This window comes from Mariniflexile aquimaris (genome assembly GCF_042676825.1).
GTDB lineage: Bacteria > Bacteroidota > Bacteroidia > Flavobacteriales > Flavobacteriaceae > Mariniflexile > Mariniflexile aquimaris.
The window spans coordinates 1,025,890-1,039,381 of record NZ_JBHTIB010000002.1 but is presented as its reverse complement, the minus strand read 5'-3'; the positions used below and the strand labels follow the sequence as shown (position 1 = coordinate 1,039,381).

The 13,492-nt window shown below is 38.8% G+C and carries 11 protein-coding genes and 1 pseudogene; 10 read left to right on the top strand and 2 right to left on the bottom strand.

Annotation, left to right across the window (positions count from 1 at the left end):
• Positions 1 to 57: 57 nt before the first annotated feature.
• From aspS to ACFQ0I_RS04645, 4 genes are read left to right on the top strand one after another with little or no spacing between them, the layout of a single operon-like run.
• Entirely contained in the window at positions 58 to 1,812 is a 1,755-nt protein-coding gene (aspS, locus tag ACFQ0I_RS04660) for an aspartate--tRNA ligase (protein ID WP_379939814.1), read from the top strand.
• Between the two features lie 45 nt (positions 1,813 to 1,857).
• Positions 1,858 to 3,651, top strand: a complete 1,794-nt coding sequence (locus ACFQ0I_RS04655) for a chloride channel protein (protein WP_379939958.1) — start codon at positions 1,858 to 1,860, stop codon at positions 3,649 to 3,651.
• A gap of 53 nt (positions 3,652 to 3,704) precedes the next feature.
• On the top strand, positions 3,705 to 5,492 hold the full coding sequence (locus tag ACFQ0I_RS04650; protein WP_379939812.1) for a chloride channel protein: 1,788 nt from the start codon (positions 3,705 to 3,707) through the stop codon (positions 5,490 to 5,492).
• Positions 5,493 to 5,500: 8 nt separating this feature from the next.
• Complete coding sequence (locus ACFQ0I_RS04645) at positions 5,501 to 5,737, top strand: hypothetical protein (RefSeq protein WP_379939810.1); 237 nt, start codon at positions 5,501 to 5,503, stop codon at positions 5,735 to 5,737.
• Positions 5,738 to 6,338: 601 nt separating this feature from the next.
• Here ACFQ0I_RS04645 and ACFQ0I_RS04640 read toward each other — a convergent pair.
• The gene (locus tag ACFQ0I_RS04640) at positions 6,339 to 6,788 is read right to left on the bottom strand and encodes a nucleoside deaminase (protein WP_379939808.1); all 450 of its coding nucleotides are present in this window, start codon (positions 6,786 to 6,788) and stop codon (positions 6,339 to 6,341) included.
• A gap of 89 nt (positions 6,789 to 6,877) precedes the next feature.
• On the opposite strand from ACFQ0I_RS04640, the gene dxs reads away from it, so the two are divergent.
• Both dxs and ACFQ0I_RS04630 read left to right on the top strand, forming a co-directional pair.
• Positions 6,878 to 8,644, top strand: a complete 1,767-nt coding sequence (gene dxs, locus ACFQ0I_RS04635; RefSeq protein WP_379939806.1) for a 1-deoxy-D-xylulose-5-phosphate synthase — start codon at positions 6,878 to 6,880, stop codon at positions 8,642 to 8,644.
• A 7-nt stretch (positions 8,645 to 8,651) separates the two neighbouring features.
• On the top strand, positions 8,652 to 9,131 hold the full coding sequence (locus tag ACFQ0I_RS04630; protein WP_379939804.1) for a hypothetical protein: 480 nt from the start codon (positions 8,652 to 8,654) through the stop codon (positions 9,129 to 9,131).
• 59 nt (positions 9,132 to 9,190) lie between these two features.
• Here ACFQ0I_RS04630 and ACFQ0I_RS04625 read toward each other — a convergent pair whose 3' ends face one another.
• Positions 9,191 to 9,325: a hypothetical protein gene (locus ACFQ0I_RS04625; protein ID WP_379939802.1), complete on the bottom strand. Its 135-nt coding sequence runs from the start codon at positions 9,323 to 9,325 to the stop codon at positions 9,191 to 9,193.
• 598 nt (positions 9,326 to 9,923) lie between these two features.
• Between ACFQ0I_RS04625 and ACFQ0I_RS04620 the strand changes: the two genes are divergently transcribed.
• From ACFQ0I_RS04620 to ACFQ0I_RS04605, 4 genes and pseudogenes are all read left to right on the top strand, one after another.
• The gene (locus ACFQ0I_RS04620) at positions 9,924 to 11,144 is read left to right on the top strand and encodes an Lcl C-terminal domain-containing protein (protein ID WP_379939800.1); all 1,221 of its coding nucleotides are present in this window, start codon (positions 9,924 to 9,926) and stop codon (positions 11,142 to 11,144) included.
• A 6-nt stretch (positions 11,145 to 11,150) separates the two neighbouring features.
• Positions 11,151 to 12,461, top strand: a complete 1,311-nt coding sequence (locus tag ACFQ0I_RS04615) for a sulfatase-like hydrolase/transferase (RefSeq protein ID WP_379939798.1) — start codon at positions 11,151 to 11,153, stop codon at positions 12,459 to 12,461.
• 221 nt (positions 12,462 to 12,682) lie between these two features.
• The gene (locus tag ACFQ0I_RS04610; RefSeq protein WP_379939796.1) at positions 12,683 to 12,991 is read left to right on the top strand and encodes a helix-turn-helix domain-containing protein; all 309 of its coding nucleotides are present in this window, start codon (positions 12,683 to 12,685) and stop codon (positions 12,989 to 12,991) included.
• Positions 12,981 to 13,447: pseudogene (locus tag ACFQ0I_RS04605) on the top strand (DNA cytosine methyltransferase); the annotation flags it as partial. The gene ACFQ0I_RS04610 and the pseudogene ACFQ0I_RS04605, both read left to right, overlap by 11 nt.
• Between the last annotated feature and the right edge of the window lie 45 nt (positions 13,448 to 13,492).

Here is a 13,492-nt window from a genome sequence, read left to right as displayed (position 1 = left end):
GCGTTTTTTATTTAATAATCACTTAAGTTATGTAAATTTGCACTTCAATTTTAAACTATGTACAGAAGTCATAATTGTGGTGAATTAAACGCATCGCATATAAATAAAGAAGTAACACTTGCCGGTTGGGTTCAAAAATCTAGAGATAAAGGTTTTATTGTTTGGGTAGATTTACGCGACCGTTACGGTATTACGCAATTGGTGTTTGATGCAGAGCGTACCTCTAAAGCGATGCTGGAACAGGCACAAAATTTAGGACGCGAATTCGTTATTCAGGTAAAAGGAACCGTTATTGAACGTGCTTCAAAAAATCCTAATATGCCTACGGGCGATATTGAAATTTTAGTTTCTGAACTTACTGTTTTAAACGAAGCCATACTACCACCGTTTACCATTGAAGATAAAACCGATGGCGGTGAAGAGTTACGTATGAAATATCGCTACTTAGATATTCGTCGCAACCCCGTAAAAAACAGTTTAATTTTTAGACATAAAGTAGCGCAAGCTGTTAGAAATTATCTTTCTAACGAAGGCTTTATTGAGGTTGAAACACCGTACTTAATCAAATCGACGCCAGAAGGTGCGCGCGATTTCGTAGTGCCTTCTCGTATGAATGCGGGTCAGTTTTACGCCTTACCACAATCGCCACAAACCTTTAAGCAATTGTTGATGGTTGGTGGCATGGATAAGTATTTCCAAATTGTGAAATGCTTTAGAGATGAAGATTTGCGTGCCGACAGACAACCAGAATTCACACAAATAGATTGTGAAATGGCCTTTATTGAGCAAGAAGATATTTTAAATGCGTTTGAAGGCTTAACACGTCATTTATTAAAAGAAATTAACGGTGTTGAAGTTAAAAAATTCCCAAGAATGCTGTACGACGATGCCATGCGATTATATGGTAACGACAAACCCGATATTCGTTTTGGGATGGAATTTGGCGAACTTAACGCCGTAGCACAACACAAAGATTTTGGCGTCTTTAATAGCGCCGAATTAGTGGTTGGTATTGCTGTTCCTGGAGGAAACGCCTATACTCGTAAAGAAATAGACCAATTAATTGATTGGGTTAAACGCCCACAAATTGGTGCTTTAGGAATGGTGTATGTACGTTGTAACGACGATGGTACGTATAAATCGTCCGTCGATAAATTTTACGACGAAACCGATTTAGCCAAATGGGCTGAAGCAACTGGTGCCAAAGCAGGCGATTTAATTTGTGTGCTTTCGGGTAATACAAACAAAGTGCGTACGCAATTAAGTGCCTTACGTATGGAATTAGCAGAACGCTTAGGACTTAGAAATCCTAAAGAATTTGCACCGCTTTGGGTTTTAGATTTCCCCTTATTAGAATGGGACGAAGACACGCAACGTTACCATGCGATGCACCATCCGTTTACTTCACCAAAACCAGGTCAGCTTGAATTGCTAAAAACAAATCCTGGCGACGTAAAAGCGAACGCCTACGATTTGGTTTTAAACGGTAACGAAATTGGCGGCGGTTCTATAAGAATTCACGATAAAGCAACACAATCCTTAATGTTCGATTATTTAGGTTTTACACCTGAAGAAGCGAAAGCGCAATTCGGATTTTTAATGGATGCCTTTCAATATGGCGCGCCACCACATGGTGGGTTGGCTTTTGGATTGGATAGATTGGTGGCCATTTTAGGCGGACAAGAAACCATTCGCGATTTTATCGCCTTCCCAAAAAACAATTCAGGAAGAGACATCATGATAGATGCACCGGCTACCATAGACGATGCGCAATTAACAGAGTTAAGCTTAAAACTTAATTTAAAACCATAAATAAAAAAATCCTGCTACATGCAGGATTTTTTAATCGCTTTAATCATGCCAAAACAAACCATTTTAAAACAACTACTTATCTGGAGAGCAAAACATATTTCTCACAGACAGTTTGTATATATACTTAGTATCATTATTGGATTTACCTCGGGAGTTGGCGCCGTTGTATTAAAAAATTTAACCCACTTTATTCAACATTTACTAGAGGGCAATTTAATAAAATACTACCACCACGCTTTTTACTTCCTATTTCCTATTCTTGGACTTACACTGGTTTATTTTGCCATTAAATATGTTATTCGCAATAAAGTAAGTCACGGTATTCCTTCAACCCTTTTTGCTATTTCCAAACGAAAAGGGATAATGAAACAATATCAAATGTTTGGTTCTATTTTAACAGCACCGCTCACCGTTGGTTTTGGTGGTTCGGTAGGGTTAGAAGGCCCTACAGTAGCTACGGGTGCCGCCATAGGCTCTAACATTTCGAGAATGTTTCATATGAACCAAACCACTCGAAATTTATTGATTGGTTGTGCTGCCGCCGGGGCTATGAGTTCCATTTTTAAAGCGCCTATTGCTGCTATCATTTTTGCTATCGAAGTATTTAGTTTAGACCTTACCATCGCCTCCATGCTACCGCTTCTATTGGCGTCACTTTCGGCTATTTTAACTTCCTATTTTTTCTTTGGAGACGATATTCTATTGCCTTTTAAAATTGAAGATAAGTTTGTAATTGGTGATGCACCTTTTTACATGATTCTTGGTGTTTTCGCTGCGATAACCTCTATTTATTTCACCCAGGTATACGATAAAATTCATACGTTTTTCGATAAATTAAATTCCCCAATAAAACGCTTGCTGGTAGGTGGTATCGGTTTAGGTATTCTTATTTATTTTATTCCACCACTATACGGCGAAGGCTTTGATGTAATTAATAATCTCATTGCTGGTAACCCAGAAAAAGCTTTAGAACAAAATTTAATGCAAATGGATTTAACCAATATCTGGATTGTTATCTTACTGCTTTCTGGTCTGGTGTTTTTTAAAATTATAGCGAGCTCATTAACCTTTGGTGCTGGCGGCGTGGGTGGTATTTTTGCTCCAACACTTTTTATGGGTAGCATCATGGGCAATGTCATTGCTAAAACAATTAATAACTGTGGTTTGTTTAGCTCGCCAGTTTCCGAAAGTAATTTCTCTTTAGTTGGTATGGCTGGTTTATTAGCGGGTGTTTTACATGCACCTTTAACGGCTATTTTCTTAATTGCAGAGTTAACCAGTGGTTACGAACTAATTATTCCTTTAATGCTTACTGCGACTATATCCTACGGATTGACTAAATATTTCAGTCCGCATTCTGTTTATAACATGCAACTTGCAAGAAAGGGCGAATTAATTACCCACGACAAAGACCATGCGGTGCTCACGTTAATGGATATAGAAAAAGTAATTGAAACCAATTTTGCAACCGTTACCTCTAATATGAATTTAGGCGAAATTGTACATACGGCGGTCATGCAATCCAACCGAAATATTTTCCCTGTTGTAAAAGCTAAAACTCAAGAATTAGTCGGCGTTATTTTGTTAGACGATTTAAGACCTATTATGTTCGACGAAGATTTATATGGTGAAGTGGTAGCGCACGATATTATGCAACCCGCACCAGAAGTAATCGATTTTGAAAAGGATAAAATGACTGAAATTATGCAAAAATTCCAAGATAGTAGCGCATGGAATTTGCCCGTAATAAAAGACGGTAAGTATTTCGGATTCATTTCAAAATCGAAACTATTAACAGCTTACAGACGCCAATTAATAACCATACAAGGCAAATCATAAAGGATAAAAAAATAAACCCGATTTTTACATTATTTTTTTAGTAATTTTATACAATGCCGTACAGCTCTAAAAGTCTATTGCGCAAATTCTTAATATGGAAATACAAACACATTTCCGAGCGACAATTTATTTACATACTTAGCGTCGTAGTTGGTATTTTAGCAGGTATGGGAACGGTTGTGCTTAAAAACCTGACCCATCTTATTAGAATGCTATTAGACTTAGACTTTCTAAAAAACTACCAAAATACCTTATATTTTATTTTTCCTATCATAGGTCTGGCACTTGTTTACATAATAAAACAAACATGGCTAAAAAAGCATATTGGGCATGGCATCTCAACAACCTTGCATGGCTTATCAAAATTAAATGGCATTCTTCCACGCTATAATATTTATGCGGCATTAATTACCGCTCCTTTAACGGCAGGGTTTGGTGGGTCTGTAGGTTTACAAGGTCCTGCCGTAAGTGTTGGGGCCGCTTTGGGGTCTAATACCGCGCAGCTTTTCCACATGAGCACAAAAACCCGATTGCTGTTAATTGGTTGTGCTTCGGCCGGTGCTATGGCATCCATGTTTAAAGCACCCATTGCTGCGGTTATTTTTGCCGTCGAAATTTTTAGTTTAGATATTGCTTTTACATCCTTGGTTCCCTTATTACTGGCATCCGTTTCTGCTGTCATTACCTCCTATTTATTTTTAGGAACCGATGTTTTGCTTCATGTCGATTTAAACGATAGTTTCGATTTTAAAGACATTCCTTTATACATTCTGCTGGGAATTGTAACCGCCCTAACTTCGGTATATTTTTCAAAGGTGTTTTTCGCCATCACCAATTTTTTTAAACAGTTCGAAAGTCGCGCGATCCGCCTATTAATTGGAGGCGTAGCCATTGGTACCATGCTGTATTTCATCCCGCCATTATACGGTGAAGGCTATGGTATTATGAACAACCTTTTAAAAGGAGACCATGTTTCAGCCATAGGCAATATGCCTTTCAATTTCGATTTAACTAACATCTGGATTGTTATTGGTTTGCTATTGGGCATTGCCTTTTTTAAAGCCATAGCCATGACCACAACCTTTGGCGCTGGTGGTGTTGGGGGTATTTTCATCCCTACACTTATTATGGGCAGTGTTTTGGGTAATGTGTTTGCTAAAATCGTTAACAACATCGGATTTAATTTTTCGGTTCCCGAAGCAAATTTTACACTTTTAGGCATGACCGGGCTTATGGCAGGTGTACTCCATGCGCCATTAACCGCTATTTTCTTAATTGCCGAAATTACAAGTGGGCACGAACTCTTTGTTCCGCTTATGATAGTGGCTGCTATTTCGTATGCCATCACAAAATATTACGTATCGCATTCAATTTACACCATGAAACTGGCAGAACGTGGCGAACTCTTAACGCACGACAAAGACCAAAATGTACTCATGGTTTTAAACATCGATAAAGTTATCGAAACCAATTTTATCGTATTAAAACCCGATATGAATCTGGGCTATATCTTAAAAAAAGCCGTCGCCAAGTCCTCTCGGAATCATTTTCCGGTGGTTAATGACGACAATGAATTATTGGGAGTCATCCGTTTAGACGACATCAGGCATATGATGTTTGATGCAGATTTATACGAAAAAGTTGATGCTGCCAGTTTAATGCGCGCCGACGATGATATTATTGATTACGATAACGATTCCATGAACGCTATTATGGAAAAATTTAAAACCACCGGCGCATGGAATTTACCCGTAATTAAAGCAGGAAAATATTTTGGTTATATTTCAAAATCCAAATTATTAACCGCTTACAGACGACAATTAATTAAATTTACCAAATAAATTATTTAATGAAATATATAATCCTCATATCATTTTTAATCTGCTTCGGAAGTATCTTAGCAGGGTATTTTATCGAAACCCCATACACTCAAAAACTCATAGGTTTTGGCGTTTTAGGGCTGTTTTTCATCGTATTTCCGCTATTTTCATACTATCGCTGGAAAGACAAAGATGTAAAAGACTATATGCTTACCAAAGAAAATTTAGATAAAATGCGCGAATCCCAAAAAGAAAAAAAGCTTTAGTATTTTGGGCGTTCCCCTGCGGGTCGCGCTTTTCGTTACAATCTTTTTAAAGCGTCATTGCGAGGACGAAGGACGAAACAATCTGTTTAATTATAGTTCTAACCGTTTTTATTACCCTCCATCTTAAAAAGGATTTTCACTGCAATCGCTAACGCGGGCTTGTTTTGGAGTGTTCAGTCTCAGTTGCAGTATTCAGTCTCAGTTTGCAGTGAACCATGTCAGGTTGAGCGCAGTCGAAACCTCTTTAGAATCAGTCGCAGTCTCAGTGTTCAGTTATTCATGTCAGGTTGAGCGCAGTCGAAACCCCTATAGTATTCAGTCGCAGTTCGCAGTATCCAGTACCAGTTTGCAGTCTCAATTCTATATTAAGTATGTCAAGTTGAGCGCAGTCGAAACCTCTTTAGTTTTCAGTCGCAGTCGCAGTTTACAGCTACCCATGTCAGGTTGAGCGCAGTCGAAACCCCTATATCCTATAGTCACAGTCGCAGTCGCAGTATCCAGTACCAGTTTGCAGTCTCAATTCAATATTAAGTATGTCAGGTTGAGCCCAGTCGAAACCTCTTAAGTCCTCGCAAATTCAACCCTTCTAATCAATAAAAACCTAATTCAAATTACGCTTCTGTATAAAAAACCGCTTCAACAACTCCGAAGCCTCGGCTTCCATAACGCCTCCTCTAACAACAGTCTTAGGATGCAATTTCGTATTCATATTAATACACCCACGCTCCAAATCTCGAGCGCCATACACCACCGTGGAAATCTGACTCCAATACAAAGCCCCGGCACACATTTGGCAAGGTTCTAAAGTGACGTACAAAGTGCAATCTTTTAAATATTTCCCACCTAAAAAATTTGATGCTGCTGTAATGGCCTGCATTTCGGCATGTGCGGTTACATCCACCAACATTTCGGTTAAATTATGCCCGCGGGCAATCACTTTATTATCTATAACAATAACAGCGCCCACCGGAATTTCGCCTTTTTCAAAAGCAACCTCCGCTTCCTGGAGCGCTTTTTTCATAAAATAAGTATCATCAAAAGGTTGTAACATAAAAGAAACGTAACTATTAAAAATCAAAAATACAATTTCAAAATGATAATGGCGCTCGTATCGTTTTCAAATATTACATTTGTATGTTCATGAGCCAATTGTTAAAACATATTCATTCCCCCAAAGAACTCCGTCTTTTAAACCAAAAAGACTTGCCTCAACTTGCCCAAGAATTGCGCAACTTTATCATTAATATTGTTGCCACCAAAGAAGGCCACTTAGGCGCGAGTTTAGGCGTGGTAGAATTAACCATTGCACTCCATTATGTATTTAATACCCCCGAAGATCAGCTTATTTGGGACGTGGGTCACCAAGCCTACGGACATAAAATATTAACCGGCAGAAAAGAAATATTCGACACCAACCGACAAATTGGTGGCATTAGCGGCTTCCCAAAACGCGATGAAAGTGTGTACGATGCTTTTGGTGTGGGGCATGCCTCCACCTCTATTTCGGCTGCCTTAGGTATGGCCATTGCATCGCAACTAAAAGGTAATGTAGATAAACAACATATTGCCGTAATTGGCGATGCCTCTATTGCGGGTGGTATGGCGTTTGAAGGATTAAATCACGCCGGTGTTACCAACGCCAATCTATTGGTAATTTTAAACGACAATGCCATCGGCATCGACCCAAGTGTGGGTGCTTTAAAGCAATATTTAACCCAGGTTAAAAAGGGTATTCAACGAAAAAATAATATTATTGAGGCGCTAAATATCGATTATTCAGGTCCTATTGATGGCCATGATATTGATAAAATCATTGTGGAATTAAATCGCCTAAAAACCGTAAAAGGTCCGAAGTTTTTACACATCATTACCACCAAAGGCAAGGGTTTAAAGCAAGCCGAAGAAAACCAAGTAACATACCACGCACCCGGACAATTTAACGCCTCTACCGGCGATATTATTTCTAAAACACCTTCAGCATTCACAAAATATCAGGATGTTTTTGGTCATACCATTGTAGAATTGGCTAAGCAAAATAAAAACATTGTTGGTATTACGCCCGCAATGCCTACAGGAAGCTCTTTAAAATATATGATGGACGAAATGCCAGAGCGCGCTTTTGATGTGGGTATTGCCGAACAACACGCTGTAACTTTGGCGGCAGGTATGGCAACCCAAGGATTGATACCGTTTTGCAATATTTATTCCACCTTTTTACAACGGGCTTACGACCAGATTATCCACGATGTGGCGCTACAAAAACTACCTGTTATTTTTTGTTTAGACCGCGCCGGATTGGTGGGTGAAGACGGCGCCACGCATCACGGGGTGTTCGATGTGTCGTATTTAAGATGCATTCCCAACCTCATCCTATTTGCTCCAAGAAACGAAATGGAATTGCGCAACATCATGTACACCGCACAACTTGGGCTACAATTGCCCATTGCCATTCGCTATCCAAGAGGTGCTGGCGTAACCGTTAATTGGAAACAACCGTTTACTAAAATAGATATTGGTAAAGGTTTGCAATTAAAAGAAGGAAAAACGCTGGCGGTTTTAAGTATTGGAACCATTGCCAAAAATGTTTCTGAAGCCATTACACAATGTAAGCAACCTGAAAACATCGCGCATTACGATATGCGTTTCGTAAAACCTTTAGATGAAACCTTATTGCATAGCGTTTTTAAAAATTACCAAACCATCATAACCGTGGAAGATAATGCCATAAATGGCGGCTTCGGAAGCACTGTTTTAGAATTTGCCGCAGCACATAATTATAAAAATACCATGAAGGTTTTGGGGATTCCAGACCGATTTATCGAACACGGTAGCGTTACAGAATTGCAACAATCTGTTGGTTTAGATACACACAGTTTAAAATCATTTTTCGAATTACATTCAATTTAAAAAACACATGGAACAGTTTACATTAGCACGCATTATCCACGTTATAGCCGTAGTTCTTTGGATTGGTGGTGTGGCCATGGTAACCACCGTGCTTATTCCTGCCATTAAAAAAATGACTTCTAAAGAAGATCAAATAAATACCTTTGAAACCATTGAAGGGAAGTTTGCCATACAAGCTAAAATTACAACGCTGCTTACCGGACTTTCGGGATTTTATATGCTCTATGAAATGGATGCTTGGAATCGGTATTTAGACCTCCGCTATTGGTGGATTCATGCCATGACCTTGGTATGGATTTTATTCACATTAATTCTTTATGTACTGGAACCACTTGTGCTTCATAAAGTCTTTAAAAAATACGCCGAAGCAAACCCAGAAAAAACCTTTAACATTATGCATCGCTTGCATTGGGTGCTATTGGTACTAAGCCTTATTACCATTGCAGGTACCGTAGCCGGAAGCCATGGTTGGTTTTGGGTGAACTAATTCAAGTATTTTCCACGGTAAAAGACCAAATTTTAAGAGGCTGTGTGCAATGCCGCTTTTTATAAGCCTTTAGCTGCTGTAATTATAGTAGTCATTGGCGTTTTATAACAATAATGCATCGTCTGTTCATATTTGTAGTTTTTTGCAAATTCTGTAAATTCTGTAAAATCTGTACGTTTTTGTAGTTTCCGCATGGACTTGGCTTTTTTGTATTTTTAACAGTAGCACGCTTTATCTACGAAGTATCTACGGAGTATCCATAGGGTATCTATAGGGTATGAGGCTGCCTGAAAAGTGCATTATATTTACTTTGTCAGATTGAGCTTGTCGAAATCGATATTTATTATCAATAAGTTAGAATATTTCGACAGGCTCAATATGACACAGCATTACACTTTTCAGACAGCCTCGGTTGCTTGCTTATAACACTTTCAATGCACTGTAATGTCAGCAGATTTCAGCCTTCTTATGCTTCATCAAAAGCACAACGTTTTTTCTTCACAGATAAATTCATTCAAACATAAACACTAAAACTTTACCCGTTGGATGCAGTTGTTTTTAGTTTGCAAAATCAGTGCTAGAGGTCACACTGAGCTTGTCGAAGTGCTACTTTTTATGGTCTTCGACAAGCTCAGACTGACATTTAACTATTAATTGCCATTTATTTTGCATTAAAAACCCAATTTCATAGTTACCTATTGAATGACACCCAAGGCCTTATATCTTAATTAAACCTTTCAACAAAAACTCAGTCTTATCATTACATTCTAATATTTATTAAATCTCACACCAATGAAACACCCTTTTTGCCTCATGCTATTTTTTATTAGCAGCTTACTTTTAACTTCTTGCAATAACGATGACAATGCCAACGATTCTACCGATAATTTACCCAATGTTTCAGGGTATCCCATTGTAGATACCGGCACCACCTCCTTTTACAGTAATACCGCTATTATAGCGACGCCTTCGGTTGGGCAAGCTTTTTATGGGCAAGACGCTTCGTATAGCGGAAACCAACCTGCTTACACCAATAACAACGATGGCACCATTACCGACCATGTTACTGGATTGATGTGGGCACAAGATATGGGTGACAAAATAACCTTCGATGCCGTAAAAACCAAAGCTGCCAACGCCACTTTAGGCGGTCATACCGATTGGCGCGTTCCTACCTTAAAAGAATTGTATTCCCTCATATTATTTACTGGTAAAGTAAAAGGTGAAACGGCTATTACCATGTTTATCGACACCCATTATTTTAATCAACCTATTGGCGATGTAAGCCTTGGTGAACGAGAAATTGACGCACAAGTATGGTCGGCCACCGAGTATGTTGGAAAAACAATGAACAATGTTGAAACAGTTTTTGGTGTTAATTTTGTTGATGGCAGAATTAAAGGCTACCCAAAATACAAACCAGCTACCGGAGCCGCCAACACCATGTATCTTAGAATGGTGCGCGGAAACAGCGACTACGGACAAAATAATTTTGTTGATAACGGCGATGGCACCATCAGCGATCTCGCTACCGGACTCATGTGGCAAAAGGCCGATGATGGCGTTGCAAGAGATTGGGAAACCGCCTTAAGTTATAGCGAAAGTTTAACCCTTGCCAATTATACCGACTGGCGCCTACCAAACGCCAAAGAATTACAAAGTATTGTTGATTATAGCCGATCACCACAAACAACAAACTCCCCAGCCATCAACCCCTTGTTTCAAACTACCGAAATTAACGACCCCGATGGGAACCCCGGTCATTACCCATTTTTCTGGAGCAGCACTTCGCATTTAGATGGTGTAAACCCTTATACTACGGCGGTTTACATTGCTTTTGGTGAAGGCTTGGGCAAAATGAATGGCATTTTAATGGATGTGCATGGTGCAGGCTGCCAACGAAGCGACCCTAAAAGCGGTAATAGTGCCGATTATCCACAATATTTTGGACCACAAGGCGATGTGCAATACGTGTACAATTATGTGAGAGCCGTACGAACCATTTCAAAATAGGATAGTATGCAGCCATTTAAGTTTTTAATTTACGGAACCCTATTGCTTGTGCTGTCTTGTTCTAAAGATGATAAGGCTTCCGAAACTGCCACCGAACCATCAAAACCCAATATTTTACTCATCATTGCCGATGATTTTGGCTTAGATGCTTGCCCTAATTATGCTATTGGTACTACCAAACCAAACATGCCCGAGTTGCAAAAACTAATAAATAAGGGCATTACCTTCGATAATTTTTGGGCAACCCCCATGTGTTCGCCCACACGAGCTTCGATACTTACAGGAAAATATGGGGTTAAAACAGGTGTGTTAAATGCTAGTGATGCTTCAACCATTAACGCGAACGAAAAAACATTACAGGCCTATTTAGATGATAACTTAGGAAAACAATACAGCCATTCCATAATTGGTAAATGGCATTTATCTGATAACGAACCCAACCGCCCTACCGAAATGGGCATTGATTATTTTGCGGGTTTATTAAAAGGTACTGTTAACAATTATAACCAATGGAATTTAGTCGAAAATGGTGTGAGCAGCACAAGCACCGAATATATTACCACCAAAATCACCGATTTGGCGATAAATTGGATTAACAACCAAGACCGCAATTGGTTTTGTTGGTTAGCCTATAACGCGCCGCATACCCCGTTTCATTTACCGCCAGATTATATGCATTCGCAAGGTAGTTTACCTACAGACCAAAGTAGTATCGATGCCAACCCGTTGCCTTATTACCTCGCCATGGCAGAAAGTATGGATTATGAAATCGGCCGCTTGCTAGCACATATACCAGCAGACGAACTCGAAAACACCATCATCATTTTTATGGGCGATAATGGCACCCCAACCGAGGTTGCTCAAAATCCGTACGACGCCGCTAAAAGCAAAGGCAGTTTGTACCAAGGCGGTATTGCCGTGCCATTAATTATTTCGGGCAAAGGCGTTACGCGATTAGGCGCACGCGACCAAAACCTTATTAATGCCACCGATTTATTTTCAACCATTGCCCAAATGGCTGGCGTAACGGTAAGCAGCTACCAAAACAGTGCAAGTTTTTATCCGTTGCTAAGCCAATCTACCAGCAATAACCGCCAGTATAATTATTCCGATGTATTAAATACAGCACCCGCCCGATCGGGATATACCATAAGAGATACTACCTATAAATTGTTTGTTTTAGATAATGGCACCGAACGCTTTTACAATTTAAAAACCGACCCCTACGAAACCAATAACATCATAGATACCCTAACACCCGAAGAAACCACTATTTATAACAACTTAAAAAAAGAAGCTGGGGTGATTAGGTCTTGAGTTGTCCAATTAGTGTATTGTTTTTTTATGCATTGCTGGGTTTTACTTTGTGTTTATTAAAAGTTGAAGTTGAATTAATATAAACTGAAATGAGAGTTTAAGTGAAAGAAAGATTCATTCCTTCCTAATTTATTTCTAAATAAAAAATCTAAATTAAAAGTTTGAAATCCAAATTGTTTTTCTAAATATTGGACAATATTTGTCTAAAACAATTTTGACCAATGAAAACACTAGGCGATACTCTAAAATGCGCTAGAGAAGAAAAAGATTTAATACTTCGAAAAGTTGCAGCCGAAGTAGATATTGACCAATCTCTTATTAGCAAATTCGAGAAAAACGAAAGAAAACCAACAATGGAGCAAATCATAAGACTTGCTAAATTTTATGACTTATCTGAAAGAGAACTTATAATAAATTGGTACTCTGAAAAAATTGCAGAAGAATTAAAATATACCGAATCAACATCTGAGATATTGAAAGTAGCAGAAGAAAAAATCAACTATTATAAAGCTCAAGAAAATGGAAAATAAGAAAATGAAAGTGGCAGAATTATTTGCAGGAGTTGGAGGCTTTCGTCTTGGACTTGAAAAAAGCAATTACGAAGTTGTTTGGAGTAATCAATGGGAGCCTTCAACCAAAACCCAGCACGCCTCTATGGTCTATGAGGAGCGCTTCGGAAAAGAAAACCATTTAAATGAAGATATTAACGAAGTAGTAACTAGGAATGTAGAAGAAATTCCTGACCACGATTTATTAGTGGGTGGATTTCCTTGTCAAGATTATTCGGTAGCAACAACATTACATAATTCTAAAGGTTTAAAAGGTAAAAAAGGAGTTCTTTGGTGGTCAATTCATAAAATACTAGAGAACAAAAAAACAAACCTAAATATTTGTTTTTGGAAAATGTTGATAGACTTTTAAAATCACCAGCAAGACAAAGAGGTCGTGATTTTGCGGTTATGCTTCAGAGTTTAAATAACTTGGGCGTTACCTAAAGGTCGGGCTTTCCGCACTCGCTTTTTTGTTCCTAT